Annotated in this window: 26 protein-coding genes and 3 pseudogenes; 13 read left to right on the top strand and 16 right to left on the bottom strand. The window is 59.5% G+C overall.

Annotation, left to right across the window (positions count from 1 at the left end):
• Positions 1-462 precede the first annotated feature (462 nt).
• The 11 genes from ACKWRH_RS07805 (at position 463) to ACKWRH_RS07755 (ending at position 11,992) form a co-directional block, all read left to right on the top strand.
• On the top strand, positions 463-1,635 hold the full coding sequence (locus ACKWRH_RS07805) for a cobalamin-independent methionine synthase II family protein (RefSeq protein WP_445220016.1): 1,173 nt from the start codon (positions 463-465) through the stop codon (positions 1,633-1,635).
• 28 nt (positions 1,636-1,663) lie between these two features.
• Positions 1,664-2,500, top strand: a complete 837-nt coding sequence (locus ACKWRH_RS07800; protein WP_445220015.1) for a phosphodiesterase — start codon at positions 1,664-1,666, stop codon at positions 2,498-2,500.
• A gap of 226 nt (positions 2,501-2,726) precedes the next feature.
• Positions 2,727-3,860 (top strand): ABC transporter substrate-binding protein, encoded by a 1,134-nt coding sequence (locus ACKWRH_RS07795; RefSeq protein ID WP_445222347.1) that lies wholly within the window; start codon positions 2,727-2,729, stop codon positions 3,858-3,860.
• An 86-nt stretch (positions 3,861-3,946) separates the two neighbouring features.
• Complete coding sequence (locus ACKWRH_RS07790) at positions 3,947-5,218, top strand: urea ABC transporter substrate-binding protein (RefSeq protein WP_445220014.1); 1,272 nt, start codon at positions 3,947-3,949, stop codon at positions 5,216-5,218.
• Positions 5,219-5,306: 88 nt separating this feature from the next.
• The gene (locus ACKWRH_RS07785; protein WP_445220013.1) at positions 5,307-6,170 is read left to right on the top strand and encodes a branched-chain amino acid ABC transporter permease; all 864 of its coding nucleotides are present in this window, start codon (positions 5,307-5,309) and stop codon (positions 6,168-6,170) included.
• Position 6,171: 1 nt separating this feature from the next.
• The gene (locus tag ACKWRH_RS07780) at positions 6,172-7,191 is read left to right on the top strand and encodes a branched-chain amino acid ABC transporter permease (RefSeq protein ID WP_445220012.1); all 1,020 of its coding nucleotides are present in this window, start codon (positions 6,172-6,174) and stop codon (positions 7,189-7,191) included.
• Positions 7,188-7,928: an ATP-binding cassette domain-containing protein gene (locus ACKWRH_RS07775; RefSeq protein WP_445220011.1), complete on the top strand. Its 741-nt coding sequence runs from the start codon at positions 7,188-7,190 to the stop codon at positions 7,926-7,928. Before ACKWRH_RS07780 ends, ACKWRH_RS07775 begins: the two co-directional genes overlap by 4 nt.
• Positions 7,921-8,610: an ABC transporter ATP-binding protein gene (locus ACKWRH_RS07770; RefSeq protein WP_445220010.1), complete on the top strand. Its 690-nt coding sequence runs from the start codon at positions 7,921-7,923 to the stop codon at positions 8,608-8,610. Before ACKWRH_RS07775 ends, ACKWRH_RS07770 begins: the two co-directional genes overlap by 8 nt.
• A 139-nt stretch (positions 8,611-8,749) precedes the next feature.
• Entirely contained in the window at positions 8,750-9,400 is a 651-nt protein-coding gene (locus tag ACKWRH_RS07765; RefSeq protein WP_445222346.1) for a chloramphenicol acetyltransferase, read from the top strand.
• A 375-nt stretch (positions 9,401-9,775) separates the two neighbouring features.
• Positions 9,776-10,972: a hypothetical protein gene (locus ACKWRH_RS07760; RefSeq protein WP_445220009.1), complete on the top strand. Its 1,197-nt coding sequence runs from the start codon at positions 9,776-9,778 to the stop codon at positions 10,970-10,972.
• A gap of 366 nt (positions 10,973-11,338) precedes the next feature.
• Positions 11,339-11,992, top strand: coding sequence for a hypothetical protein (locus ACKWRH_RS07755; RefSeq protein WP_445220008.1), 654 nt, complete (start codon positions 11,339-11,341; stop codon positions 11,990-11,992).
• A 625-nt stretch (positions 11,993-12,617) separates the two neighbouring features.
• On the opposite strand, the gene ACKWRH_RS07750 is transcribed toward ACKWRH_RS07755, so the two are convergent.
• On the bottom strand, positions 12,618-12,854 hold the full coding sequence (locus tag ACKWRH_RS07750; protein ID WP_445220007.1) for a hypothetical protein: 237 nt from the start codon (positions 12,852-12,854) through the stop codon (positions 12,618-12,620).
• A gap of 642 nt (positions 12,855-13,496) precedes the next feature.
• Between ACKWRH_RS07750 and ACKWRH_RS07745 the strand changes: the two genes are divergently transcribed.
• Together ACKWRH_RS07745 and ACKWRH_RS07740 are read left to right on the top strand one after the other, a co-directional pair.
• The gene (locus ACKWRH_RS07745) at positions 13,497-13,952 is read left to right on the top strand and encodes a hypothetical protein (RefSeq protein WP_445220006.1); all 456 of its coding nucleotides are present in this window, start codon (positions 13,497-13,499) and stop codon (positions 13,950-13,952) included.
• On the top strand, positions 13,946-14,575 hold the full coding sequence (locus ACKWRH_RS07740; protein WP_445220005.1) for a GNAT family N-acetyltransferase: 630 nt from the start codon (positions 13,946-13,948) through the stop codon (positions 14,573-14,575). The genes ACKWRH_RS07745 and ACKWRH_RS07740 overlap by 7 nt, the downstream gene beginning before the upstream one ends.
• A gap of 343 nt (positions 14,576-14,918) precedes the next feature.
• On the opposite strand, the pseudogene ACKWRH_RS07735 reads toward ACKWRH_RS07740, so the two are convergent.
• The 15 genes and pseudogenes from ACKWRH_RS07735 to cybH form a co-directional block, all read right to left on the bottom strand.
• Positions 14,919-15,080, bottom strand: a pseudogene (locus tag ACKWRH_RS07735) (DUF3551 domain-containing protein); the annotation flags it as partial.
• A gap of 796 nt (positions 15,081-15,876) precedes the next feature.
• Positions 15,877-16,917 (bottom strand): hydrogenase expression/formation protein HypE, encoded by a 1,041-nt coding sequence (hypE, locus tag ACKWRH_RS07730; RefSeq protein WP_445220004.1) that lies wholly within the window; start codon positions 16,915-16,917, stop codon positions 15,877-15,879.
• Positions 16,914-18,056 carry a hydrogenase formation protein HypD gene (hypD, locus tag ACKWRH_RS07725; protein ID WP_445220003.1) on the bottom strand — a complete coding sequence of 381 codons (1,143 nt, stop codon included), beginning with the start codon at positions 18,054-18,056 and terminating at the stop codon, positions 16,914-16,916. The genes hypE and hypD overlap by 4 nt, the downstream gene beginning before the upstream one ends.
• A complete protein-coding gene (locus ACKWRH_RS07720; protein WP_445220002.1) occupies positions 18,053-18,289 on the bottom strand; it encodes a HypC/HybG/HupF family hydrogenase formation chaperone in 237 nt (78 codons plus the stop codon). Before ACKWRH_RS07720 ends, hypD begins: the two co-directional genes overlap by 4 nt.
• Positions 18,289-20,547 (bottom strand): carbamoyltransferase HypF, encoded by a 2,259-nt coding sequence (hypF, locus tag ACKWRH_RS07715; protein WP_445220001.1) that lies wholly within the window; start codon positions 20,545-20,547, stop codon positions 18,289-18,291. The genes ACKWRH_RS07720 and hypF overlap by 1 nt, the downstream gene beginning before the upstream one ends.
• Entirely contained in the window at positions 20,544-21,443 is a 900-nt protein-coding gene (gene hypB, locus ACKWRH_RS07710; protein ID WP_445220000.1) for a hydrogenase nickel incorporation protein HypB, read from the bottom strand. The genes hypF and hypB overlap by 4 nt, the downstream gene beginning before the upstream one ends.
• Positions 21,443-21,784, bottom strand: coding sequence for a hydrogenase maturation nickel metallochaperone HypA (gene hypA, locus ACKWRH_RS07705; RefSeq protein WP_445219999.1), 342 nt, complete (start codon positions 21,782-21,784; stop codon positions 21,443-21,445). The genes hypB and hypA overlap by 1 nt, the downstream gene beginning before the upstream one ends.
• Positions 21,777-22,853 (bottom strand): hypothetical protein, encoded by a 1,077-nt coding sequence (locus tag ACKWRH_RS07700; RefSeq protein ID WP_445219998.1) that lies wholly within the window; start codon positions 22,851-22,853, stop codon positions 21,777-21,779. The genes hypA and ACKWRH_RS07700 overlap by 8 nt, the downstream gene beginning before the upstream one ends.
• The gene (locus ACKWRH_RS07695; protein ID WP_445219997.1) at positions 22,850-23,203 is read right to left on the bottom strand and encodes a hypothetical protein; all 354 of its coding nucleotides are present in this window, start codon (positions 23,201-23,203) and stop codon (positions 22,850-22,852) included. Before ACKWRH_RS07695 ends, ACKWRH_RS07700 begins: the two co-directional genes overlap by 4 nt.
• A complete protein-coding gene (locus ACKWRH_RS07690; RefSeq protein WP_445219996.1) occupies positions 23,200-23,409 on the bottom strand; it encodes a rubredoxin in 210 nt (69 codons plus the stop codon). The genes ACKWRH_RS07695 and ACKWRH_RS07690 overlap by 4 nt, the downstream gene beginning before the upstream one ends.
• Positions 23,406-24,257: a hydrogenase expression/formation C-terminal domain-containing protein gene (locus ACKWRH_RS07685; protein ID WP_445219995.1), complete on the bottom strand. Its 852-nt coding sequence runs from the start codon at positions 24,255-24,257 to the stop codon at positions 23,406-23,408. The genes ACKWRH_RS07690 and ACKWRH_RS07685 overlap by 4 nt, the downstream gene beginning before the upstream one ends.
• Complete coding sequence (locus ACKWRH_RS07680) at positions 24,254-24,697, bottom strand: hydrogenase accessory protein (RefSeq protein WP_445219994.1); 444 nt, start codon at positions 24,695-24,697, stop codon at positions 24,254-24,256. Before ACKWRH_RS07680 ends, ACKWRH_RS07685 begins: the two co-directional genes overlap by 4 nt.
• Before the next feature lie 201 nt (positions 24,698-24,898).
• A pseudogene (locus ACKWRH_RS07675) lies at positions 24,899-25,186 on the bottom strand (HypC/HybG/HupF family hydrogenase formation chaperone); the annotation flags it as partial.
• 30 nt (positions 25,187-25,216) lie between these two features.
• Positions 25,217-25,801 (bottom strand): HyaD/HybD family hydrogenase maturation endopeptidase, encoded by a 585-nt coding sequence (locus tag ACKWRH_RS07670; protein ID WP_445222345.1) that lies wholly within the window; start codon positions 25,799-25,801, stop codon positions 25,217-25,219.
• An 18-nt stretch (positions 25,802-25,819) separates the two neighbouring features.
• Positions 25,820-26,560, bottom strand: a pseudogene (gene cybH / locus ACKWRH_RS07665) (Ni/Fe-hydrogenase, b-type cytochrome subunit); the annotation flags it as partial.
• Between the last annotated feature and the right edge of the window lie 12 nt (positions 26,561-26,572).

The following is a 26,572-nucleotide window of genomic DNA, read 5'->3' as shown; positions in this document are numbered from 1 at the left end:
AGCAGTGTGGTTCTCCTTGCGCGAACGAAACATCCGTAAATTCCGATATTGCCAGTTGCGCACCAACTTTGGCACGGAGCGTATCGACAATTGAAGTTGTTCGTTGGATGCGTTTCTCAGCGAGACAGGTACGATCCAAGATAATCGACTGCGAGTAGCAAGCTCGTCGCGCAGGATAAAAGCGAGCAGCGACAACAATGAGCCGATTTGAACGCCAGCTCATTTAAATAGAAGCGATCCTTCTTCTATTAGTTGGACTAATATCAAGACATCTCCGCGTCAACAACGCTTGCTACGCCTCTCTCCGGAAGCAGGCTGCGAACCGCTGTGCGCTCTAGGCTCGTCGAGAGAGAGCGCACCGCTCACGCCCAATGAAATCACGATTGAAGAAGGTGATCCTCTCTCCGCGGAAACGCGGATGGGGGCCAGCCGACTTCGCTACAAAATTAACAGGAGAGACCAATGAAAATAAGCACCGATCGAATCCTCACGACACACGTCGGCAGTTTACCGCGGCCGCCCGTATTGGAGGAGATGCTTCTGGCGAAAGAGAAGGGCGGACTGGAAGCCGACCGCGGCCCGTTGCTGGCGGCCAGCATCAGTTCAGCGGTCGTCGATATCGTAAAAAAGCAAGCGAGCATTAACCTGACGGTTGTTGATGATGGCGAGATGAGCAAGTACGCCTACTCGACCTATGCGCGAGAGCGCATGACAGGTTTGACAGGCATTGATCAGCCGCTTGCGTTGTCCGAGCTGGCGGAGTTCTCGAACTTCGCAAAGCGGGTCAATCTGGACATCAAGACTCCCGCCTGCGTTGGACCTCTAGAGTACCAGGGAGAAGCGGCGGTGGCGACAGACATCGCCAATCTCAAAGCAGCGCTCGACACGGCTTCTGTCGAGGAGGCGTTTATGAACGCATCCTCTCCGGGGATCATGGCCCACTACATGCCGAACAACTATTATCCATCGCAGGAAGCCTACCTCTATGCTTTGGCTGACGCGATGAAAAAGGAATATGACGCCATTGCTGCATCGGGCCTCCTTCTGCAGATCGACTGCCCCGATCTTGCGCTTGGACGTCATTTCCGCGCGAAACCGATGGATGTGGCCGAATTCCGCAAGGAAATTGCTCTTCACGTCGAAGTCCTTAATCATGCCCTGCGCGACATTCCCGCCGATCGGATGCGACTGCATCTATGTTGGGGCAATTACGAGTCGCCCCACCATCACGACATCGATCTCCACGAGATCTTCGATATCATCATCAAGGCGCGGCCAATGGCTCTTCTGCTGGAGGCGGCAAATCCACGTCACTCGCATGAATGGAGCCTTTTCAAGGAGACGCGGCTTCCCGACGACAAGATCCTCGTACCCGGCGTCATCGATACCTGCACGAACTACATTGAACATCCCGAGGTCGTCGCTCAGCGCATCGAGCAATACGCCAATCTGGTAGGACGGGAGCGAGTGATTGCGGGCACGGATTGTGGCTTCGCCAGCTTTGCGACATTTCACACTGTCGACCCGGACATTGCCTGGCGCAAACTCGAGTCGCTGACCCAAGGCGCCGATATTGCATCTCGCCGGCTGTGGAACGCAAACTTTAGACGCTCCGGTCAAGCCATTGCCTCCTGAAAGCGCAGCCCGCCCGCAATCAACGCCCATGAAAATCATTCAAATCACCGACCTCCACTTGGTTCCGACAGGTGATCGTCTCTTCGACAACGATCCCGGCGAGCGCCTGAGAGCCTGCTTGGCTGATATCGCTGAGCATCACGCAGACGCCGAGCTTTGCGTTATTACGGGCGATCTCGCTCATCATGGCGAGAAGAGTGCCTATATTCGCCTACGCGAGGCGCTTGAGGCCTTGCCTATGCCGGTACGGCTTCTCATGGGTAACCATGATGATCGCGCCAATTTCCGCAGCGTATTTACAGAGGCTCCTGTTGATGAATTCGGCTTCCTCCAGTCGCTGCTCGACACGCCGGCGGGGCGCTTTCTGTTCCTCGACACTAAGCGATCCGACAGCCACGCGGGCCTCTACTGTGAGCAACGCCAGGCGTGGTTGCGCGCACGCCTGCAAGAGGCTCATGGCGGACCGATTTATCTTTTCATGCATCACCCGCCGCTGTCGGTTCATTTCCGGCCTGCCGACGACATCATGCTCGACGATGGAGCAGCGTTCGGACGTATCCTCGACGGTCATTCCGTCCGCCATCTGTTTTTCGGGCATGTGCATCGCCCAATCACCGGAAGCTGGCAAAACATTCCCTTTTCCACCTTGCGGGGGCTCAATCATCAATTGTGGCTCGATTTTAGTCACGAGCGAGGAATTCCCTGCAGCATGGAGCCGCCGGCCTATGCGATCGCTTTCCTAAACGCCGATGCCGTGGTCATCCACACTCACGATTTTCTCGATGCAAGCGCAAAGTATCTGTACGAGCCGGACCTACCCGTCGAGCGCCAAGTCGTTCCAATAGCACGACGATCTCAACTCTGATTGCGCGGCGGGGTTTCATTTCCCCGCAGACGATCCATCACCCCTACCCGTCCGTCGTCTAGCCCCGGCGGAGTGGTGGTTCGCACCCATTGGGCTTCCTTTCAGGACTCCAAGGAGCATTCTCATGAATTTGTCACGTCGTACGTTTCTCCAAACGTCTGCCGCGGTATCCGCCGCGTCCGTCGTCGGCTCACTTGCCGGGTCCGCTTCCGCGGCATCGGACACTGTGACCATCGCCTCCGTCTATGATCTGTCTGGACCATTCGACGTTTACGGCGCTCCGTCGAATATGTGCACAGAATTCGCTGTCAAGGAGTTGAACAAGGCAGGAGGGCTACTCGGAAAGCAAGTCGTTCTGAAGGCGTACGACTGCCAGTCGGACATCAACAAAGGTCCGCAATACGCGCAGCAGGTGGCGCTCCGCGACAGAGCTGTGATGGCAGTGGGCGCCTTGACGGGAGCTGCCCGAGAGGCAACGCGGCCTGTTCTGCGCAAATACAAGGTGCCTTACTTCTATGGTTCGATCTATGAAGGTGGCGCCTGCGAGCAGAACATCTTTTGCTGCAACACCGAAGGAAACCAGCAGGTCGTGCCACTGCTCGAGTGGTCGTTCAAAAATCTCGGCAAGAAGCTCTATTACATCGCCTCAGACTACAACGCGCCGCGCACCTTCGGAGCCTGGAATCATGTGATGGCCAAGCGCGAAGGCGGTGAGGTGCTGGCCGACGATTATTATCCGCTCGACGTGACGGACTTCACGGCGGCAATCGCCAAGATCCAGGCGGCAAAGCCGGATTTCATTCATTCTTGTCTGGTCGGTGGCCCCTCGATGTCGTTCTACCGGCAATGGGCTGCGGCGGGCATGCTGAAGAAGATTCCGATCGTCTCGATCATTTTCGGGGGCGGGCAGGAACATGAGATCCTGGCACCTGAAGAGACGAACGGCATCTACGCTGCCTATAACTATTTCCAGGAGCTCGATACGCCGCAGAATAAAGCATTCCTGGCGCGTTTTGCCGAGGCGATGGGGCGGAACCACTCCTACATCAATGGCGAGGCGATTGGCGGCTACAACACGGTCATGTTGTGGGCCGAAGCCGTCAAGCGCGCGAACAGCTTTGAGCGCGATGCGGTCATGAAGGCTTGGGAAAGCGGCATCACCTGGGAAGGCCCCGGCGGAAAGATGGTGACTGACGCCAAGACGCACCATACGACCCAGGACGTGCGCATCATCAGGGTCGAGAACCGCGTCTGGAGTCTGGTTGCAACCAAAGAGCAGATCCAGCCGGACAGCTATGGCGGAAGGTGCGACGTGTTCGCCCATCCGAACCAGACGGAATTCCTGATGCCGCAGATTTAGCGACCGCGCTCGCGGCGCCGCATCTCTAAGTTGGCGCCGCGGTCTCATTTGCCTGCTTTTCGTTTTCATCCTCGGAAGGAGAGAGCATGGCTCTTCTTTCGAGCAGTCGAAGGAGAATTCTCGTGAAATTGTCCCGTCGCACGTTTCTCGGCACTTCGGCAGCGTTCTCGGCTGCATCCATCTCTAATTCATTTGCCGCCCGCGCTTGGGCTGCATCAGACACCGTTACTATCGCCTCGCTGCACGATTTATCGGGGCCTCTCGATATTTACGGAGTGCCGTCGAATCTGTGCATGAAGGTCGCCGTCGAGGAGATCAATGCCGCCGGCGGGTTGCTCGGCAGAAAGGTCGAGCTCAAGGTCTATGACGGCCAATCCGACATCAACAAGTACCCGCAATATGCGCAGAAGGCGGCGCTGAATGATCGGGTCGTCATGGTGCAGGGAGCACTCAGCGGCGCTGCGCGCGAAGCTACGCGTCCCGTTCTGCGCAAGTACAAGATACCTTTCATCTACGGCTCGTTCTACGAAGGCGGGCTTTGCGAGAAAAACACCTTCTGCGTCAACACGGGCGGCAACCAGCAGGTTGTTCCGCTGCTCGAATGGTCGTTCAAGAATCTCGGCAAGAAGCTCTACTATATTGCGTCGGACTATAATGCCCCGCGCAACTTTGGCATCTGGAACCACGTGATGGCCAAGCGCGAAGGCGGTCAAGTGCTAGCCGATGACTACTACCCGCTGGATGTGACGGATTTCACCGCGGCCATTGCAAAAATCCAGGCCGCCAAGCCCGATATCGTGCATTCCTGCCTCGTTGGCGGTCCGGCCATGTCCTTCTATCGGCAATGGGCGGCGGCCGGCATGCTGAAGAAGATTCCGATCATCTCAATCGTGTTTGCCGCGGGCAATGAGCATGAGGTCCTTGCTCCAGAGGAAACCGACGGCGTGATCGTTGCCTATAACTATTTCCAGGAGCTCGATACGCCGAAGAACAAGGAATTTCTGGGCAAGGTGGAAGCCGTGGCCGGCAAGAATCGCCCCTATATCAACGGCGAGGTTTTCGGCGGCTATAGCGGTGTCATGCTCTGGGCTGAAGCCCTCAAACGCGCCGGCAGCTTCGCGCGGGAAGCGGTTCTGGCGGCCCTTGAAAGCGGCATCCGATGGGAAGGTCCGGCCGGCGTCATGACCACGGACGGTCCCACCCACAACACGACGCAAGATGTTCACATCGTCAAGGTCAAGAACCGCGTCTGGAGCCTGATCGAGAAGAAGGAGCAGATTCCCCCCGATACCTATGGTGGCAAGTGCAACGTCTTCACCAATCCGAACCAGACCGATTTCCTGATGCAGCAGATCTAGGCGGCTGGACGCGCGGGCGCCGCGGCTATTGCGGTGCCCCACCCACCCCTCGTCGCCAGTTTGCGTTTTCGTAAGGTCGAGATAGACCATGGACCAGTTCGTCATATTGTGCTTCGCGGTGGTCAATTCCATCGCGCTTCTCGCCCTGATCAGCTTGGGGCTTGCCATCATTTTCGGCATGATGCGCGTCATCAACTTCGCTCATGGCGAATTCATCATGCTTGGCGGCTACGCCACCGTGATTGCCAATCATGCCGGCCTCAATTTTTGGCTCTCCATGCTGGTTGTCGCGCCGTTCGTCGTCGGCCTGATCGGCGCTGTGGTGGAGCGCCTCATCATTCGCCGGCTCTACGGGCATCTGGTCACGACGATGCTGGCGACCTGGGGGCTTAGCCTGTTCTTGATCGGCGCGGTGACCGCCATCTTCGGCAATACCACAATGGGCGTAAGCGCACCGCTCAGCAATATTCCGATCGGTGCCTATTCCATCGGCGCTTACCAGCTGCTCTTGATTGCGATCACAGCGCTGCTCATCGCGGGTTCTCTCCTGGCGTTGCACCGGACGAAATACGGGTTGATCGCGCGAGCAGCGATGCAGAATTCGGAGATGGCAGCTACCCTTGGGGTCGATTGTGATCGCGTCTATGCGGTCACTTTCATCATCGGCGCGGCAATCAGTGGCCTCGCCGGTGCGTTGCTTGCGCCGATATCCGGCGTGCTTCCTCACATGGGGGCCGCCTATGTCGCCCGCGCCTTCGTCACGGTGATCAGCGGTGGTGGAGCCCTGATTACGGGCTTCCTGTCGGCCGCAACGATTCTCGGACCGGTTGAGGCATTGCTTTCTTATTTCGCAACGCCGGTCGTCGGTCAGGCCTCGCTGTTGATCTTGGCCGTGATCATCCTGCGCCTGTTTCCGACGGGCGTCTCCAGCCTGTGGACGGGAGGCCGATAGAATGATGCTGTGCCAACTCAAACATGCCTTTTTTCCGGTCGCTCTCCTGCTCTTTGCGGCGCTCGGGCCATTCGTCCTGGAGCCATTCGACCTCGTCAATCTGTCCGCGTTTTCGGCCATGGCGATCGGAGCGCTCGGTCTCGCCTTCGTCTGGGGGACGCTTGGGATTTTGAACCTCGGACATTCGGTCTTTTTCGGTCTCGGCGCCTATGCCTATGCAATCGCGGTCTCCAATCTCGGCGACAGCACGTTTGCCGTGTTGATCGGAACGGTATTGCCGGTCGTATTCTCGCTTGTCCTTGGCTATTTCCTATTCTTCAGCCGCCTGGGTGACGTCTATCTCGGCGTCATCACGCTCTGCGTGACGCTAATCTTCTATTCCTTCATGACGTCGACTGCCGATCCCTGGTTTCACATAGGTCCGGTGCCGCTGGGCGGCTTTAATGGCATCACGGCAGTACCCTCACTCAATATGCCGGGTGATCCGCAGGGATTCCTGTCTACGGAGGCAACGTTCTCGATCTGCCTGGTGGCGCTGGCCGGCATTTACACTCTCCTTTCGTTCCTGCGCGCCAGCGATGCAGGGCGGATTATGACGGCTGTCCGCGAAAGCGAGTTGCGGAGCGAGCTTCTTGGCTACGACGTCCGCTTCTACAAGCTCGTCGGTTTTGCCGTCAGTGCTGCCATTGCCGGGCTTGGCGGGGCGCTTTACACGGCGGTTATGGGCTTCGTCAGCCCGAACGTCTTCGATCTTCCGCAAGCGTCGCAATTCGTTCTGTGGGTGATCGCGGGCGGACTTGGGACCTTTGTCGGACCGGTGATCGCAAGCTTCGGCTTCCAGCTTCTGAGCAGCCAGCTCGGCGCCAACACGGTTTTCAACACGGAGCTTATCTTCGGAGTGACGATCATCCTGTTCGTCCTGCTGGCCCCGCAAGGCCTGTTGCCAATGATTCTTAGTCTGTCGAACCTGAAGTTCCGGAATCGTTTCGGCATCTTGCGGCGGAAGGTGAAACCGGCATGAGCGACTCACCGATTCTCGCAACGCGCGGTCTCGTAAAGCGGTTCGGCGGTGTTACCGCAGTTGATGGCGTCGACCTCGTCATAACCGCCGGCGAAATCCGCTGCCTCATCGGTCCAAACGGCGCCGGCAAGAGCACGTTGTTCAAATGCCTCACACATCAGCACCAGCCGACCAGCGGCCACGTTCTTTTCGAGGGCCGTGATCTGCAAGGACTGGCCCCCAATCGGATTGCACGCCTGGGAATCGCCATCAAGAACCAGATCCCCAGCATCTACGCAAATCTTGACGTCCGCGAAAATATCCGCCTCGCTGCCCTGCGGAGGAAACTGCCAAAGCGCGAGCTGGACAGGGTCGTCGAGTTGGCTCTGGAGGAGATCGGCTTTGATGACGGGCGCGCAAAGCAGCTGGCCGTCACCCTTTCGCATGCGCATCGCCAATGGTGCGAACTCGGCATGCTGCTCGCGAGCGATCCTCGTCTCGCGCTGCTCGACGAGCCAACCGCTGGCATGACGCGCGATGAGATGTTGAAGACCGTTGATATCATCAAACGTCTCAATGCCCGTGCCACGGTGATCGTGGTCGAGCACGACCTGGAGTTCATCGCCCGTCTCGCACAAAGAGTTACTGTCTTGCACAGGGGGAAAGTGCTCCTTGAGGACACCATGGACAAGATCGAGGCGAACGAGACCGTTCGAGACATCTATCTCGGCCGCAGGAAAGAGGCCATTCATGCTTAAAGGTGAAGGCTTAGTCGCCGGCTACGGCAAGACACAGGTTCTACGAGGCTTAAGCTTCGATCTGGGCGATCATGAAATCCTGGGGATCATCGGTCTCAATGGCATGGGCAAGACCACCTTGCTCAAGACTGTCATGGGGCTATTGCCGGTCGAAGGTGGTCGGATCGTTCTGGACGGTGTCGCCATCGAAGCTCTGCCGGCCCATCGACGCAGTCGTCTCGGCTTCAGTTACACGCCGCAAGGCGGAGCGGGTTTTCCCGGCCTCACCGTCAAGGAGAACCTGCTGCTCGCGGGCATGATGCCCGGTGCCGGCAACGCAAAAGCGATCGCCGAGATATTGTGTCTCTTTCCGAGGCTCGAAAAGCTTCTCGCTCGACCCAGCGGTGCGTTGAGTGGAGGAGAGCGGCAATTGCTGGCCCTGGCGCGCGCCATGGTTCGCTCGCCGCGGCTTCTCTTACTGGATGAACTGACAGAGGGCATTCAGCCTTCGGTGACCGACGAAATCGCCGAATGTCTGTTGTCGATTCACCGCCTGGAAAAAACCGCCATGATCATTGCGGATCAGGATCTCAGTTTCGTCGCCTCGCTGGTCGGCCGTGCGCTGCTCGTCCAGAGGGGACAGATCGTGGCGGAGCGGAGTCCGACTGAACTCCTCGCCGATAGTGTCTTCGAGACGGGCTGAGTCATGCCGGCGGCGGGCCTTGCGTCCGGCGACGCCAGCGTGCAGCGGCTCCAGATATCAGCAAACAGTCTCGATCTGTCCCCAAATGGTGATCAATCCGTTCAAGACGAGTGCCCACCGTTCAAATTACAGAGCAACTATGGCCGCCAGCCCCCTCTCAGTCCAACCGACCGTCCATTCCGCCGCCCAGCTGCACAATACCCAACTCGGCGCATACTGCGAGGTCGGTGCGCGCACGATCCTGCGAGAAGTGACGATGGGCGATTATTCCTACGTCGAGAACGATTCCCAGATCACCTACGCGACGATCGGAAAATTCTGCTCGATTGCGGCAATGACCCGTATCAACCCGGGCAACCATCCGATGCACCGCGCGAGCCAGTCGCATTTCACCTATCGGGCGAGCGCCTATTTTCCCTGCGAGAGCGATGAGGCAGAATTCTTCGATTGGCGAAGGCAACATCAGGTCCATCTCGGTCACGATGTCTGGATCGGTCACGGCGCAATCGTACTTCCCGGCCGCAATATCGGCACCGGTGCTGTGGTTGCAGGCGGTGCAATCGTCACCAAGGACGTGCCGGCCTACACGATCGTCGCGGGCAATCCGGCTCGCCCGGTCAGGCGACGATTTTCCGACGATATTGCCGGTAGGCTCACCAGGCTTGCGTGGTGGGACTGGGATCACGGAAGCCTACACGCGGCGCTGCCAGATTTTCGCCAGCTGACGATCGAAGACTTTTTGAGCAAGTACGAAGCGAGCGATCTTGCCCGGCCGGAACCTTCACGTTGAGCTCTTCGAGGGGACTGTTTCTCATTGTCCGAGGCTCGCGCTCATTGCCGCTGCGCAATTGCTCACCGAGGCGGCGCTCGCACTTCAGTTCCAATTGCGTCAGCAACCTCTGGAGCATCGGCAGCTCCTTGTTGGCGCGAGCGATGTGCACACTTCTCAAGTCGCTGATTTGGGAAGCCCAGCGAAGCCTTTGGGGGGCGCTTGTCAGAAATGCGAGATTTACAGGTCGGCCCACGAGGACAGCGTCGAGCGCGTTCGAGATCGCCGATCGCGCGCTTAACAGCCTTGTGCGGCGGTTCTCCGCTGAGCCGTGCATTGTGGACGGATCGGTGACGTCGCAAAAGAAATGCTCCCATCATGAAGCAGGAGGCTAACGTGTCGTCCGTTGCACGAACTGAGTTTGCGCACGCTGAGGTTCAAGCGATCAACGAAGCCGAACCCGAGAAAAACTTTCGATTTTATGACAATCGACAAAAGTACCTGATGTTCGTCAATACGTGCAGCGAGAAGCGCGTCGTATCAGAACGAATAGCGCTTGAACTCGATCAGATACGTCCGCGTCCGCCTGCCGTTCGGCTCTTTGATGCGGGAGTTGGCGATGGGACGGTGCTGGCCCGCGTGTTGCGTTCAATGCATCGACGCTACGAGCATTTGCCATTCTACGTCGTTGGGAAAGAGATCAGCCTTGAAGACATTCGGTTGACCCTTGAGAAGATCCCCGATCGGTTTCACGAGCACCCGGCCACGGTCATCGTCCTGACCAACCTTTACTATCATGAAGCCCCATATCTTTCGGCAAACTCCGCATCATCGGCATCCAGGCTCGTCTGGCATGAAGTCGCCCTGAGCGGGCGGACGGCGGCCGAGTACGAGCGCCAGATCAATGATCTTGAGCCGTTTCTAGCTCAACATTGGAAGGCCAGTGTAAGCAAAAAATCCGGCAATCCGATCTATGAGCGCCCGGTCGTTCTGGTGCTGTATCTGCAGAGTTGCCGATTCCTACTGGACCAGGTCATCCCCAGGCAGGGCGCGATCATGGCGAACTACGATCTTGTCATCGCTTCGCAACCTTATCGGGCACGGGCGTCGGCGGAGTTCAAGGCAAGGAAGGTCGTTGCGCCATTAGCGCTCGCGCTTGCTCCGGGAGGTCGATTGGTCGGCATTCATTCGTGCGGCGACGATCCCGGTCTGGAGATAATTCAGAGCGTGTGGCCCGGGGAACAGCCCTTCGCAAACGAGCGACGAGATATATTGCGCGAGACGAAGGTCGCGATGGGGAATGAGGCGCGTCATTACAATTTCGATGCGTTGACGGATGAGCAGTCGAGATTCAAGTACGTGATGTATACGTTACCCAATGAGATTGAAGCGGACGCCACATCCATCGGGACGTCAACACTGTTTGCAGCCTGGAATAACGCAAACTACGTGGCACAGATTGAGGACGAGCGACTGGCCCGAGCGATGACGGACGATCGGTACTTGGCATGCACTAAGGCAATTTTGCGCAAGCATAATGGGCTTTGGTTCTGGGACGAGTCTTACATCATCTCCCGAAACCACAAGCCATGACGTCGTTCGCTCCCCCCGGCTAAGGCACGGGACCGTTCCGCCTGCCTCTAACCTCAATCAAAAATAGGCTGGTGACGTCGAGCCCCTGGTCGAAGATTGCTGTCGCTCGTGTTGCCACCAAAAACGGACTCATTCATGACCGCGTCAAGGACCCAAGCTTGCAACAAGGGGGACGCTTGCCAGAAATTCCTTGGTCAGCACTCCGTCGAAATCGTACCGCGCGATACCCGCGCGGTTGAGATGGCGAGGCGTTTCCTTACGCCCGGGACAGAGATATATCTTGCGAGTGTATCAGGAGAGGCCCTAGAGACGCTGATTACGAGAGCGCTAGAACTGCGGACGTCGGGTTTCATCCCAGTGCCTCACTTGGTTGCACGCAGATGCGAAAGCCATCATCAGCTCGAGACGACACTGGCCCGACTGCAAGAGGCTGGCGTCGATCGAGCATTGTTGCTGGGGGGCGACGTTGCGCGTGTCATCGGACCATTTCCTTCTAGCCGAGCGGTGCTTGAGACGGGCCTATTCGCTCGCTATGGGTTTAAACGGCTTGGCTTTGCGACCTATCCGCAAGGCCATCCGCACATCCCAACGGACGTGCTAGATGGCGAACTCAATCAAAAGGTCTCGTTGACCGTTCGGCAAGGGATGAAGCCGTGGGTGGTCAGCCAGTTTTGTTTCGAGCCGGACGCCATAACAGCACATATCATACGTTTGCAGGTGCGAGGAATAGCGGAAGATGTTCGGGTCGGTTTGGCTGGACCTGCCACGCTAAAGAGCGTCATGCGTCTGGCGCTCATATGTGGCGTAACAAATTCTGCTTTTGCATTGCGCTCTCAAGGTCAGAGATTCGGCCGTCTCGTTGTCGGTTATGAGCCGCAGGAGCTAATTGACCGACTCTTGCACCAAATGGAAACCAAAGCTGAATTGCGATCGTTGCGAGCGCACTTCTTCGGGTTCGGCGAACTTCGGCAGACGGCCAGATGGGTCCGGGAATACAGAGGTAAGGGCGCGACGCCCTAGATCTTCGGCAACGGCGTCATGATCTATTTCGGCGCACGCAAGTTTGCCGGAAGTGAGAGAACCATTGAAAAGTTAAACTCACGACTAGCGACAGTGACCTCGGTATCGTGGTTGATGTCGTTTGCCTCGTGTCAGGCCTCGCTGCACGTTTGACCAAGCGACAGGGCGCTCACGGGGACGTTAGGCGCCAGTTCGCGCGGCTTCGATCCCGGCGCTCATGGAAGCATGCTTCTCTGCCCTAGATATTACTGAAGGGGCAACCTCGTCGCGGAACGCCTGGCGCGGGCCTCGGCCCTGGCCGCGAGTGGACGATGCGATTTGGGAGAGATATTTCTTCCTCTCGGCCGACTTTTGCCCGGGCTTAGAATGTCCGATGAAAGTACGGCTCTTATCAGCTTTTCACGCTCGGCACAGAGATATCCGCAAATAGCATATGCCGAAGGTAGGGGCCGTTAGGTGTTTTTTTCAGGCGGTATCGATCCGCTTAGACGCGACACCCGTTGCAGACGGCCGCGCTCTTGACCCATCCGTAGCCTTTTGAACGGGACACCCGAAGCAAGGTCACTCCGGACGTTAGTGTTGGCCAGCATGTCCGGTACTGGACTAAACCGGCTTCCGGCGCGTCTCACTGAACTGTCGCGTTCATTGTAATGACCGACGTTCCCGAACCCGAAGGGCCCTTTCCCGTAAAGCTGACGGCAAACGCATCGCTGCTCTTGTAGCCTGCCTTGGCGGTGTAAGTGTAAGTAGATACATTCAGTTTCTTTAGAGCCGCATGTGCAGGCTTTTGCGAAATCTTTGAAGCGGCAATCAACCCGTCCATTTTGAGCGGTAATAGTAGATGCACCACCGGCCGCGACATCGAAGTAACCGCTTGAGTTCACACCTCAACTCGACTGGACACCAGGGACCGGACACTTTGAAGCGGCTTCCACAGAGATCGGTATCGAGTCAAGAATGGCCACGGCGAAAATTGATACTGTACAAAAAAGCATTTCAGCCTCCACCAATTTGAAGAGATCTCGCCAGCACTGCCGTTCCGATCCTTTGTTGATACACCTCGACCAAATCCGTGGCGCGTACCGCCAGTTGAAGTCGAGATAGGGCAACTTATTGGAGAACAGCGACGTATTTCACCCTCAAGCGGCTTCAGCGCGCCGAAAATCGTCGGCTGTTGCCTCGCCAGGATCTCATGTTTGGCCGTCAATTTGAGTTGAATGCCGGGTCGGCAGGCTGCCAACCATTGATCAATCGTCAAATTGTTTCGAGCCTGGATCGAGAAATGAGAGATGGATGGTCCTTCTAAACGTGTCGATGCTGAAAATTGTCAGCAAACTCCGATCGCTCGGCTTTCAAGACGCGATATCTGCGTACACCGTTCGACAGTCCGTTTTGCCTATCGGGTTCAACTAAGACATCGCTGCCGAACTCAACGATGAATGAGGCAGGCCTCCTCGTCAGATCATTAGCGAACTTACGAAGGGTTGAGCGGGGCGGCGCCCGCATGAGCCAGAGGGCGCCAAAAGCCAGTGCGCGCGCAGCCACTGCACGGTTGCGTCATCAACTGATGCGTGCGCGCAGGTTTTCACTGCGCGCAATAATCAACGCGTCTACTCGGAAAATACAAAAGGCTGATTATCTCCACCCGGCCAAAGAAAGTTTGTTTTGGACTCGCGCATACGAAGATTGTCTGAGAGGATTTAGCCATTGGACTCCGATGCCGGCTAAGGATTCTCGCGCTGCTCTCGGGGTGAAGCATTCGCTGGTCGCCATGTGGTTTGTGCTGATTTACAAAACCTCCGCTGTCCTGCACTTCGCTCGTCGCGCGATGCTGCTGTTCGTGGCGCTGACCTTCGCCAGTCTGGTCGGGCGTGGAGCGTCGTTTGCGTTCGCGCTGGTCGCGATGCTGCTGGACCGGCTGCTATTTTGCTTGAGTTTGGAGGAGGACCACATATGGTGACCACGCGTGAAGTGTCTGTCGATGACGCCCCAACGGTGACCCACATGGTTGCTGCCCTACTGGCCGAACTTGGGGCCGGCCAGGTACAGGCGGGACCAGATCCCCAACTTGTAGCCGAACTCCTTGCCATGAAAGAGCGTGTCTATGGGTTTCTAGCTTTCGCCGGGGACCGCCCGGTCGGCGTCATCATGTTGTCGGAAAGCGCAGCCCTTTTCGCGCGCGGAACCTACGCCACCATCACCGAACTCTACGTGGTGCCGGATCAGCGTTCGTCTGGGGTCGCAATGCGTCTCATTGAGGCTGCCGTAGACCTGGGGACAGTAAAAGGATGGAGCCAGCTTGAATTGGCCGCACCCAGGCCGCCGATGTGGACGCGCAACTCCAGCTTGGCATTGTACTTCAAGGCTGGTTTTGCAGAGATCGGCCCACGCCTGAAGTCGCCACTGCAATGCCTAGCTAGCCCACGTGCGCAAGGTATTCCTAAGGGACGATCGCGATTGGGCTCTCGGCGGCAACGCGCACTATCCCGCTCTAGCTCGGATTCAATGACCATGAGATTTGCATTGGAATCCGCAGAGCAGTCTTTCGGAGGAACGGACCCTCGTCCATGCCGCGGGAGATGAGCTGATCTAGGCCGAGGCCGCACATCTTGTTGAAGCGCGCGTCCCACCGCTCGAGGTCGATGTCCAATCGAGCGGAAGTGACGTGGCCTTCGAAGATTTGTCGACCATAGGGTTGTCTTTTGATCGACGCTCGAGGAGTTCGGTTCGAACCGATACTGGCGTAGCGCGCGACCACACATGGAACCATCCTGTGCGGCGAAAATATCCTCGAATCAACGAGTTCAAAGGTGGCACTCCCTTTCCAAAGGACATGGCATCATCAAGCGCTTTTCGCCTCCCGCCGGTCGACTGGTCTCGTAGGACAGCCAATAGAATGGCCTATCAGCCGCCAGCGTGATTGTGATCTGCGCCGCTCGACAGCGTAGACCGGATTGATACCGCAATAAGCGTCTGTACCGGATGCGCTGGCCATACATTGGCTATAGCTTGCGAACTGGCAGTTGCCAGGATATCCCTAGATACGCCCTTGCAAGCATAAACGTCTAGTCGAGCCGTCGGCATGTATCCCGAACGATCCCGCGGAGCGGCGATCGAACGTGACCCAGAATCAACCAAGATGGGTTGCGAGCACGACAACAAACAAGAGAAAATAGCGCATGCACCCCTCTTGTCTGACTTAACTTCTCTAAGCTAATGGGTTCGACTTTGCGTTTGCTGATCTTAGCCAATCGCGAGTTAGCGAGGTTCCAACTGAATCCGCAAGGTGCGAGCGCTACGTCGACGTCAAATGAAGGCAAAGGCGAGCAGGCTCGAGCAAAGCAGCGCAAGACCCGTCGCGGTCAGCGCCAGCAGGCTACTGGAAATAAAGTCATGATTGTTCATTATACAGCCCTCGATTGCAGAGGGAAAGCGACAGTCCTAGTTTGCCCGGTTGACCGCCTGATACATAAAAGATTATTCGAATCTGGCGCAATAATCCTGCCGTTGTCGGGAAGAAGTGCATTTTTCCGGCGCAATCTGCGGACGGTCTGCCGTCTTGCGGCGCGAGCAAAGAAAATCGAGTTTGAGAACTTTGCAAGAGCCATCCAATGAGACTTTGGGCCTTTGCGTGCCCCAAATCATTCAGGCCCCCTTCCTGAGCAAGATGTTATGAGCGTCACACTTGCGATATAGCTTCGGGAATGACTTCTTCGAATGCGTAGGCTCCTACTTCTCATTGTGGCATTTGCAATGCATGTTGGCGGCACGGGGCCGCCACCAGGATGCTTTCGTGCCCCGCGTGACCGAATCCATGCCGCCGGTCAACGTGCCCTAGTCGATTCTGAGTGACAGCGGCGTTCCGATCTTTGCATGCCTGGGCCTCAGCAGATACGCGGAAGTTGATCGCCCGATAGCCAGTCGACGATGCAGTCGCCGCCAAAGCTGGTCGCCATCTGCACGAAATGATGGTCATCGGCGATTGCCTCGCCGACGTCGGCGGCATCGCTGCCGAGCGGATGCGCCCGCATCGCAGCGAGCACGGCATTGACGACCTGGGGCGACACGATCGCAACCAGCTTGCCTTCATTGGCGACATGGAGTGGATCGAGCCCCAAGAGCTCACAGGCCGCCGCCACGCCGGGCTTCACCGGGATTGCCTCTTCCTGCAATCGAAAGCCGAGGTCGGATCGCCGGGCGATCTCGTTCAGGGTCGCGGCAAGCCCACCGCGGGTGGGGTCGCGCATCAGGCGAATGCCCTGGCCTCCGGCCTCAACCATCTTCAAGACGAGGTCGTGCAGCGCCGCCGAATCCGACACGATCTCCGTTTCAAAAGCGAGGTTCTGCCGCTTGGACATGATGGCGATGCCATGATCGCCGAGCGTGCCCGAGATGAGCACGCGGTCTCCGACGCGCGCGTTCTCCGCGGAGAGTTCGAGCCCGTCAGGCACCACACCGACGCCGGCTGTCGAGATAAACAGGCCGTCGGCTTTGCCGTGTTCGACCACCTTCGTGTCGCCCGTGATGATGTGGACGCCGGCCGATCGCGCCGCTTCTCCCATGGACTCGGCGATCGTCTTGAGGTCGGAGAAACGAAACCCCTCCTCGATGATGAAGCTCGCGGACAGATAAAGCGGCCGCGCCCCGGCCATTGCGATGTCGTTGACTGTGCCATGCACGGCCAGCGAACCGATATTACCGCCCGGGAAGAACAGTGGCGAGATGACGTAGCCATCGGTCGTCATTACCATGCGCCCGGCGCCGACGTCGAAGGCCGACTGATCATTGCCGAGCGCCAGCCATTCATTGCCGAAGGCCTCATGGAACAGCCCCGAAATCAGCTGCGCCATCGCGCGGCCGCCGGAGCCGTGAGACAGGTCGATGCAGCCATTCCTGATGTCGAGCTTGCGCTGATTGCCTCTCATGACGCCCGTCTCTGCTGATGATTGCGGAAGCGGCCATAGGTCCAATGCGCGGCGCAGGCGCCTTCGGTGGACACCATGCAGGATCCCATCGGCGTTTCCGGCGTGCAGACCGTCCCGAACAGCTTGCAATCCGCCGGCTTCTTTACTCCGCGCAGGATGGGGCCGCATTCACATGCCCGATTGTCGGCAACGCACAGCTCGCGCATGTCGAAGCGCACCTCCGCGTCGTATATGGCGTATGCGCGCTTCAGCTTGAGCCCGCTGTATGGAACTTGGCCGAGCCCGCGCCATTCGAACCGGTCTCGCAGCTCGAAAATGTCAGCAATCTCCTCCTTGGCGCGCAGATTGCCGTCGCGGGTCACCGCGCGGCGATACTGGTTTTCCCCTTGGTGGCGATGCTCGTTGACTTGCCGGACCAGCATCAGGATGGTCTGCATCATGTCAAGCGGCTCGAAACCGGAGATCACGATCGGCTTGCGGAACTCCTCCGCGCAAAGCTCGAAAGGCGCCGTGCCGATGATGGTCGAGACATGGGCCGGCCCGACAAAACCGTCGATCTCCACGTGGCCGATGTTGCGAACGTCAGGGCTCTCCAGAATGTTTTGCATCGCCGGCGGCGTCAGCACGTGGTTGCAGAACAGGCTAAAATTCGAAAGCCGCTTTTTTTCGGCCTGACGTATCATGACGGCCGTCGGCGGCGTCGTGGTCTCAAAGCCGATGGCGAAGAACACGACTTCGCGCCCGGGATTGTCCTCGGCAATGCGGATGGCATCGACGGTGGAATAGACCATGCGGATATCGGCGCCGCGCGCCTTCACCTTCAAGAGCGACGCCCCTTGCGAGCCCGGCACACGCATCAGGTCGCCATAGACGCACAGGATGACCTTGGGGCTCACGGCGAGACGGATCGCCATGTCGATTCGCCCGGCCGGCAGCACGCAGACTGGGCAGCCGGGACCGTGGATCATCCGCACGTTGCTCGGCAGCATGTCCTCGAGGCCATAGCGCGAGATTGCGTGCGTATGGCCGCCGCAGAATTCCATGAAGCGGTACGGCCGCCGCCGATCGGCCTCGGCGCGGATTGCTTTCGCAAGTCCCTGCGCGATCTCCCTGTCGCGAAATTCGTCGGAATATTTCATGGCGCGGCTGCCTGACCTTCCATGCTAAGCTCGCGCAAGAGCTCGAGCGTCCTGCTTGCCTCCTCCGGGTCGATCTTGGTCAGGGCATAGCCGACATGGATAATCACATATTCGCCAATGGTAGGATTCTCGATCAGCGCCACCGAGATCTCCTTGCTGACGCCGTCGATCGAGACGACGGCCATGTCGTCGGCAAGGAGCTTCGTCACCTCGGCAGGTATTGCGAGACACATCAGGCGTTTCCTTCCCGGCGGTGTTCGACGATTTGCAGAGCGGCGATCCAGGCTTGCCCGAGGCTCAGGCCGCCGTCATTGGGCGGCACCTGGCGCGGCAGCAATGGCTTGAGACCGGCAGCGACGCAGCCGCGCTCGATATTGTCCGCAAGGATGGCATTGAGGAAGCATCCGCCGCTCAAGGTGACGATGGTGAGGCCGCTCTCCCGCGCTGCACGCGCGATCCAGTCGACGCAAGCCGCAGCAAACGTGCCGTGAAACAGCTCGGCGCCCTCGCCTGGATCGACAGCATCGGCACTGAGGCGGTCGAGCAGTGGATGGATGGACAGCACACCATCCTTGATCATCCACCCCCCGGGTGCGATGCGCGGGCTGCGCGAGCGAGCTTCCAGCTTCATCGCGGCTTCGCCCTCATAGCTCTGAACGGAGCACAGGCCCAGCAGACCCGCCGCCGCGTCAAACATCCGGCCAGCACTGGTCGTGACCAGCACGTCCGGCTGGTCGAGCAAGGTTGATAGGCGAGCTGCCTGCGGCTGCACCGCAAAGCGGCGCGGGATCGCATCGCCACGCCCGAGAGAATGCAGCACGCTCGCCGCCATTCGCCAGGGCTCCCGCGCGGCGCGGTCGCCGCCCGGCATCTTTAGCGGCGCGAGATGTCCGAGCCGCTGGAATCGCGCCCCGTCACACCGGAAAAGCTCGCCGCCCCAATTGCCGCCGTCGCTGCCATAGCCGAAACCGTCGAGCACAAGCGCGAGCGCCGGCCCTTCGATACCATGCTCCGCCATCGCGGACGCGGCATGGGCATGATGATGCTGAACCGGGATCAAGCGGCGCCCGCTCGCTTCGGCGAGACGGGTCGACGCCATGTTGGGATGAAGGTCATGCGCGATGACGATCGGCTCGACATCCAGCGTCGAGGTCAGGTGCTGCACCGTCTCCTGGAAGAAGCGGATTCCTTGCGCAGTGTCGAGATCGCCGATGTGCTGGGACACGAAGGCCTCGTTTCCACGCGTGGCCGTGACGGTCACCTTCAAGGCGCCACCGACGGCGAGCACGGGTGGCACTGGCCGCGCAAGCCGGATCGGCTCGGGAACATAGCCTCGGGCCCGGCGGATGAACTGCATCCGTCCTGCCACGATCGCGGCAACCGAATCGTCGGCGCGGATGACGATGTCGCGATCGTGGGTGACAATCAGGTCCGCAATGGCATCGAGGCGCCGCTCAGCCTCCCGATTATCGGCCAAGAGCGGCTCGCCGCTGGGATTGGCGCTTGTTGCAACAATCACCCAGCTTTCGCCGCGCCGCGGATGCGCCGAGTGCAGTGCCTGGAACAGCAGATGATGCAAGGGCGCGACCGGCAGTATGACGCCGACCCGCGACAGCTCCGGCGCGATCGCGCCCGCAAGGCAATGGCGTGACGTCAGCAGCACGATCGGTCGGGGCGAGGATGCCAGCAGGGCAAGCTCGGCCGTGTTGGCATCGGCAATCTCCGAAACCGCATCCACGGTGCCGACCATCACCGCAAATGGCTTCTGGTCCCGCTGCTTCCGCAGCCTCAAGCGCTGCACGACGTCATCGGCGCGGGCGTCGCAGACGAGCTGATAGCCGCCGAGCCCCTTGATCGCCACGATCTTCCCCGCGGCGATCGCGGCCGCGACCGCCTCGACGCTGTGGCTGAGCCTCGGGCCGCATTGCGGGCAGGCAATGGCCTCGGCGTGGAAGCGACGGCTGTTGGGATCGGCATAATCGCTCGCGCACGCCGCGCACAACGGAAAGCGCTTCATCGCGGTGGTGCGGCGGTCATAGGGCAGCCGCTCAGCGATGGTATAGCGCGGGCCGCAATGGGTGCAGTTGATGAAGGGATAGAGATGGAAGCGACTGCCCGGATCAAACAGCTCGCTCAGGCATTGCGGACAGGTCGCCGCGTCCGCGACGATCCGCGTCGACACTTTGCCATGCTCACTGGCACGGATGCAGAACTGATCGCTCGCGACGGCGCCGATGCTCTGGATAGAGATCGCGTCGATCCGCGCGAGCGGCGGCTTTTCCAGCGGCAGTGCGGTAACGAAGTCAGACGTGCGCTCGCCCTCGACCTCGATGACCACCCCGTGCGGATCGTTGGCGACGAAGCCGCCGAGGCGATAGTGCGCGGCGAGGCCGTAGACATATGGACGAAAGCCGACGCCCTGCACGGCGCCGCGCACATGCAGGCGCAGCCGCCGTCCGACTTGCGCTGTGGTCTCGACGCGCATGGTCATCCTCCCACAGCGATCTCGGGCGGCTTCGCCTTCGCCGCGCGCTTGCGGATCCAGGCATAGAATGTCGAAAACCCTTCGCCGGTGCGCGCCGACACCGTCAGCACCTCAATTCTGGGGTTGACCCGCCGCGCATATTCGATGGTCCTGGCGAGATCGAAGTCGAGCATCGGGACGAGATCAATCTTGTTGATCATCATGAGGGACGATGCCGCGAACATATCCGGGTACTTGAGCGGCTTGTCCTCACCCTCGGTGGTCGAGAATACCACGATCTTGCAGGCTTCGCCGAGATCGAACGCGGCGGGGCAGACGAGGTTGCCGACATTTTCAATGAACAGTATGCCGCCGTTCAGCCAGGGCAGCCGGTCATAGGCCTGCCCGACCATCGCAGCGTTGAGATGGCAGCCCTTGCCGGTGTTGACCTGGATGGCCGGAACGCTGGCCGCGCGAATGCGCTCGGCGTCGTTGGAGGTCTGCTGGTCGCCTTCGATCACGCCGATCGGGAAACTGGCCTTCAACTCGGAGACGGCACGGACCAGGAGCGAGGTCTTGCCGGCGCCGGGACTGGAGACCAGGTTGAAGGCAAGCACGTCGTCGGCACGAAAGCGCGCGCGGTTGTCGGCGGCGAGCCGATCATTCTTGCCGAGAATATCGCGCTCGACCTGGATGATCCGGTCGCCGCTCATGCCGACAATCTGCTGGCCGGCCGGATTGGCGCCACAATCGAGAAGCCCGACAGCGCCATGCTCATGATTGCGGGCCGCACCACGGTGATGGTGATGGTGATCATGGCTTAGCCCATGATGGTGATGATGGTGTCCGCCGTGATCGTGGTGATGACCATGCGCATGAGAGATCGTCGACTTTCCGTCGCTACAGCCGCATACCGTACACATCAGTCGACCTCCAATTCCTTGAGGCGCATTTCTTTGCCACCGGTTACCTGCAATTGATAGCTGCCGCAGAAAGGGCACGGCTTGCAGCGCTGCGCAATCTCGACGCTCTGCGAGCAGGCCAAACACCAGGCTATTCCGCGCCTCTCGATGATCTCGAGCCGCGCTCCTCGCGCAATGGTCCGTGCGGCCACGGCCTCGAAGCAGAACATCATCGCCTCCGGCGCGACATGGCTAAGCGCGCCTATCTCGAGGCATATCACCTTCACCCTGGAGAACCGGCGCTTGCGCGCTTCCTCCTCGACGATGCAAATGATGCCTTCGCACAGCGCCATCTCATGCATGGCCGACCTTGAGGAAGCCGAGCTCGACATCGACGCACGGATCGAACAAGCCGACGAGGGCGCGAACCGCGTCCTGTCCCTGCCTGCCGGCCGACATCAGCGAACCTTTGAGGCTCTGAACCAGCGGCCCACGGGCATGGAAATTCCACTCGGTCGGAGCCAGGAACTCGAAGCGGACGATACAATCGTCGTCATCGAGCTCAATGGCATGGTAGAGCCGGCCGCGCGCGCACTCGACAGCGGCCGCGCCTCGACCGGCACCGAGTCGATAGCTCCCTGTGATGCCCTCTTCCAGAACCTGCTCGCCTTCGAGCCAAGCGCAAAGCCGGGCTATCTCGGCCATCCGCGCCTTCAGACGCGCGACCGGGCCGGCGTCCGGCGGCGAAATCGACTGACGCCCAACCCGGCGCGCCCAGACGCCGGTCTCCGGAATGCGGCCGTGAAGATTGGGCGCATCGCAGAAAGTCGTGCTGTCCGACAGCATCCGCATGACGACGTCAAGATCCTCGGACGCCGAGAGGAACGACTGCTCGATCACCGAAAGCGACAGCGCATCGCCATTGAGGCTCCCAAGATGCGTGGCCAGCGCGCTGCCGGACCTCGGCGCCGGCTCCTCGGCGGTGATCCCCAGTGTCAGGAGCGACGCCCTGATCTGCGACACGGCCTCGCCGCGCGGCGACTCCTCGCTGCCGCCAAGCGCGATCGTAGCCAGCATCATGGCACGAACGACGGCGGCACTCGCGCGATCTAGCGCGAGGCGGCCGACGAAGAGGCCCCGCAACAGTTCGGTCAGGCGCTCGGAAACCACGGCTATGACACGGCGCCGGAGCGTCTCAGCGGATGGTTCTTCGCCATGCGCGGCCTCGATCGCCGACAGGAATGCCACCTGATGGGCCGTCGAGCACAGCGAGAACAGTCGCGGCAGCACGCCCGACAACGACGCAACCGGCTTTCCGGCAAACAGGCGTGTCAAGGGCGGCCGGCTCCGCGGCAGGATCGTAATGTCCTCGATGGTGCAGCCGGTAAGCCAGACCGTGATGTCGATCTCGTTACGGAGGGCCCGGCTCATGTGTGCCGCTCCGCCAGAACGCCATGCAGAAAGTTTCGCCAATCGACCGCGCTTGTTGCGGCGTCGTGGCGGCGGACCGCCTCCTCACCGTCGGCTGGTAGCAACAGTTCGGCCAGAGCAGCTTCCGCCGCGGGTATCACTACATTCATGAACCACGGCCTGACGATGATGCCGAGGATCGTGCCATGGAACAGACGTAACACCGATCGGCGCAACGCTAAGTGCGCCGTTATAGATCGGTAGATCTCGCACCGCGCGCTCGCCGATCTCACGATAGAGTTTTTCTCCAACTCCTTACCGCACGCCAATGCGTCGACTTCACCGGTGGCGTCGGGAGCGTCACACATCATGACTCAATCGCCATAAATTTGGATTTCGGGGCGTCGCAGTTCGGACAATGCCAGTCCCCCGGCAACGCCGCGAACGGTGTGCCGGGCGCGACTTGCGCCAAGTTGTCGCCGTCGACCGGGTCATAGACCGTCCAGCAGACACCGCATTCCAGCCGCGTGCCATCGGCAACATCCAGGCGCACGCCAAAATTCTCGAACCCGTTCATTTGAAATAGGCCTCAATGATTTCCTGCAAGCGCTCGGCGGAATCCCTAAAATCCTCGTCGGCAGCGGTCGCGACTGCCGGCACGCCGCCGACCTCGAGCGTGTCGAGGATGATACTGTCCGTGGCATTGAAGAACTGCACCGACCAGACATTTCGGATACCGCTCGCAAGCACGCGACAGCTGCCATAGCCGCGCGAGACGAGCTCGATCGGCCCATTCTTGATCGTTTCCTTGAGGAAGCTCCAGTCGGCCGGGCTCATCGGCAGCAGCGTGAAATTGATGATCCTCGAGCGAATGCCCGGGCGCCAGGCCAGCGCACAGCCGCGAATTTCGGCAAGCACCGGCAGCACGTTCATGGTGCCCTCCGGGGTCTCCACGATCTCGAAATCCACGGTCGTGAGATCGGTAGCTGCACGCCTGACGATCTCGGGGATGGCGCCGACCTCGAGATATTCGGATGCCTCGTCTGTCTTGAGCCGTACGCGCCAGATCCCGGCCAGCACCGATTCCTGGATTTGCACCAGCGATCCGTCCGGCAGCGCGACGACGCCGGCCACCTCGCCTTCGCCGAACACATCGGCAATCACCTTCCGTTCGAGATCATTGAGATTGCCGAGCCGAAACAGTCGTGTCGGCGCATCGGCCTTTTGGATGGCAATGGTGGCGGCGATCCGCGACAACAGCTCCACCGCGTTCGGGCAACTCCAGGCGAGCTCCACACTATCGAGCGACGCAAGCTTCGCTAAGGCGCCCGCTGCGCTCACGCGGCTGCCCGCCGCGTCGAGGCTCTCCTCGCGGTAGATCGGCCGCTCCCCATCTTCAGGCACTGTGCCAAAACGCGCCTTCACAATCCGACACCCTGTGAGCTCTGGTAAGGGGGGACGGTTCCAACGACTGCCGCCCCGCTTCCGCAAGGTCGGCTGATCGGGGTGGAGATGCGATCGAAATGGATTGACAAATCCCAGGTTCTTACGATCAGCCCAAGCATCTCCTTGGCGAGCAAAACCACCATCGGCTGCACACGCAATACAAAGTGCTGACCGAGTTTAATCTCGGCGTTGCTCGCGATGACCGAGCCAGGCAGCCGCCCACGAAACTCGCCGATCAACTTGAGCAGAACGACGGCAACGCCGGTCGTCTCCGGAAGGCGTGGGGGATTGCCCGCCGACGACAACACTGGCATCGCACCCGGCTCATCGGACGCAGCTGGAGAACGATCGAGGAGACTAACATCGACCTCGGACGGGCCGCGCCGCGCCAGAACAGGCATCCCCTGCTGGAATTTCATCCGCGCTCCAGTTCTGATCCGATCAGATTCTTTACGATGGCCCACGACGATGAGTTTTCAGATGAACAGCTCGTTGTCACGAACGGATGATGGTTATCTTTCTGGACGAGAGGCTTGTCTTCCAGCTTCGCCACCGTCTCCGTAGGTGCTCGTCGCATGGTTCATCCTGGAATGTCGAAGATGGCTACTAGCCAGGTCGAGCCGGAGATGCTCGGGCAGCGGCGGCTCGCGGTCGAGCAGGTCGGCGAAGAAGCCGTCGCAGTCCTCGCCATTGAGCGCTGCGCCGATGCCTTCGATTGCATCCGCAATCAGCCGCGCTTCGTCGTCATCCAGGAGCCGAATAGCAGTATCGACATGGACCAACACCTTGGCACAGGCAGGCGGATTGGAGAGCAAGAGCACCGAGACGCGCCGCCGTACGCCACTAAACTCGCAAAGCGCGGAGATGCCGTCGCTTTCGATAATCGTCATTGGCAAACCAAGACACATCTGCGATGTCTCCGACAGGTCGCTGGCCGTTCAGCTGCGCACTCTCATCTCGTAGTGCAGGTGATCGATACCATTGGCGAGCAACCACTCGGACTCCCGTAACGGTGCGATGCGCGGCGTCACCTCCACGCCCCACTCGGCTAGGATTGAGCTGGCAAGTTCGACCGCAGGGGAGATCTGATTGCGCACCGCCGGCGTCAGGGGCCCACCCCAGTCCTCGAGATCGAGCGGCTGACAGCCGATCAGAACGAGTTGTTTCGGGCAATGACCGAGCAGATCAGTTGCACTGATAACTTCCTGAAAAGCGGTATGATGCAGGCTCATCTTCCTAACGCCAATGAAGCGCGGCACTTCTTCGTTGCGCACGAGCTTCAACTGTCCGGGCTCCAGGCCATAATCGATTGCGTCGAATACGATCAGGCAATCGGATTCCTGAAGATAGTTGACGAGCTGGAGCCCCTGCGTACCGCCGTCCAAGATGGTGACGCCATCGGGCACGGTGTAACGGCGATGGAATTCTTCCACCGCTCGCACCCCAAACCCTTCATCTGCCCAAAGAATGTTGCCAATACCGAGCACCAGGACGCGCCGCCTTGGCTGTAAAGATGACGGCACCGGCCTGCTCGACGGCTTGTCGCGGCACTGACGTACACCCGATATCATCGAGGACATGATGCCCTGGCGCGATATAATGTCTTCGCGAACGACGGCATAGATGTGGACCATCAAGAATATGATCAATGCCCACATGCCCAGATGGTGCCACGTGCGTACGTCCTGGCTGTTAGGCCAGATCGCGAATAGCCAACCGAACATCTTGTGCTGCCAGCTATCGATCCCGGCGCCTTCCGAATAGAGGGCAAAGCCCGTGACAATCATGAAGGCCACGCACAGCGTGAAGCCGGTGAACATCGCGGTCTGCGCCAGGGGATTATGGCCGACATACATCTTCGGTTCACGTTTCAGGAAGGCATACCAACGGATCTCGTGCAGCACGTCCTTCCAAAACTGTTTGCGATGCACCGGAATGAAGAAGATCTGCCGGGCGTGGTGGTTGCCGACGAAGGCCCACAGGATGCGGACGAGAAAGAACACCGCGAGTACCTGCCCCGCCGCGAAATGGGCAAAGCGGATATAGCCCATTACGTAGGTTGCCGAGGCCTCGCCCTCCACAGCCGGCAACGGCGTTCCGATCGAATAGCCTGTCACCATCAGGACTAAAATTGCGAGCGCGTTTACCCAGTGACAGACGCGCACGGGCGCTTCGTAAACATAGACAGTCGTGCGTCCGACCGCGTGTTTGCCCGACGCATCCGCGGCGGTCGCCGCAAGGTTGGGCTCGGGCTCTTGCGGGCTTGCAACTACGTTAATCATGGCGCTCCCCTT

It is taken from the genome of Bradyrhizobium sp. Pa8, from assembly GCF_052588265.1.
The sequence above is the reverse complement of the archived record's forward strand: the minus strand, read 5'-3'. Positions and strand labels throughout refer to the sequence as shown.

Bases quoted from the DNA above. Each gene is read 5' to 3' on its own strand.
- ACKWRH_RS07805 (WP_445220016.1), top strand. From the start codon at position 463: ATGAAAATAAGCACCGATCGAATCCTCACGACACACGTCGGCAGTTTA.
- ACKWRH_RS07800 (WP_445220015.1), top strand. From the start codon at position 1,664: ATGAAAATCATTCAAATCACCGACCTCCACTTGGTTCCGACAGGTGAT.
- ACKWRH_RS07790 (WP_445220014.1), top strand. From the start codon at position 3,947: ATGGCTCTTCTTTCGAGCAGTCGAAGGAGAATTCTCGTGAAATTGTCC.
- ACKWRH_RS07785 (WP_445220013.1), top strand. From the start codon at position 5,307: ATGGACCAGTTCGTCATATTGTGCTTCGCGGTGGTCAATTCCATCGCG.
- ACKWRH_RS07780 (WP_445220012.1), top strand. From the start codon at position 6,172: ATGATGCTGTGCCAACTCAAACATGCCTTTTTTCCGGTCGCTCTCCTG.
- ACKWRH_RS07775 (WP_445220011.1), top strand. From the start codon at position 7,188: ATGAGCGACTCACCGATTCTCGCAACGCGCGGTCTCGTAAAGCGGTTC.
- ACKWRH_RS07770 (WP_445220010.1), top strand. From the start codon at position 7,921: ATGCTTAAAGGTGAAGGCTTAGTCGCCGGCTACGGCAAGACACAGGTT.
- ACKWRH_RS07765 (WP_445222346.1), top strand. From the start codon at position 8,750: ATGGCCGCCAGCCCCCTCTCAGTCCAACCGACCGTCCATTCCGCCGCC.
- ACKWRH_RS07750 (WP_445220007.1), bottom strand. From the start codon at position 12,854: ATGTCGCGGCCGGTGGTGCATCTACTATTACCGCTCAAAATGGACGGG.
- ACKWRH_RS07745 (WP_445220006.1), top strand. From the start codon at position 13,497: ATGAGCCAGAGGGCGCCAAAAGCCAGTGCGCGCGCAGCCACTGCACGG.
- ACKWRH_RS07740 (WP_445220005.1), top strand. From the start codon at position 13,946: ATGGTGACCACGCGTGAAGTGTCTGTCGATGACGCCCCAACGGTGACC.
- hypE (WP_445220004.1), bottom strand. From the start codon at position 16,917: ATGAGAGGCAATCAGCGCAAGCTCGACATCAGGAATGGCTGCATCGAC.
- hypD (WP_445220003.1), bottom strand. From the start codon at position 18,056: ATGAAATATTCCGACGAATTTCGCGACAGGGAGATCGCGCAGGGACTT.
- ACKWRH_RS07720 (WP_445220002.1), bottom strand. From the start codon at position 18,289: ATGTGTCTCGCAATACCTGCCGAGGTGACGAAGCTCCTTGCCGACGAC.
- hypF (WP_445220001.1), bottom strand. From the start codon at position 20,547: ATGACCATGCGCGTCGAGACCACAGCGCAAGTCGGACGGCGGCTGCGC.
- hypB (WP_445220000.1), bottom strand. From the start codon at position 21,443: ATGTGTACGGTATGCGGCTGTAGCGACGGAAAGTCGACGATCTCTCAT.
- hypA (WP_445219999.1), bottom strand. From the start codon at position 21,784: ATGCATGAGATGGCGCTGTGCGAAGGCATCATTTGCATCGTCGAGGAG.
- ACKWRH_RS07700 (WP_445219998.1), bottom strand. From the start codon at position 22,853: ATGAGCCGGGCCCTCCGTAACGAGATCGACATCACGGTCTGGCTTACC.
- ACKWRH_RS07695 (WP_445219997.1), bottom strand. From the start codon at position 23,203: ATGATGTGTGACGCTCCCGACGCCACCGGTGAAGTCGACGCATTGGCG.
- ACKWRH_RS07690 (WP_445219996.1), bottom strand. From the start codon at position 23,409: ATGAACGGGTTCGAGAATTTTGGCGTGCGCCTGGATGTTGCCGATGGC.
- ACKWRH_RS07680 (WP_445219994.1), bottom strand. From the start codon at position 24,697: ATGAAATTCCAGCAGGGGATGCCTGTTCTGGCGCGGCGCGGCCCGTCC.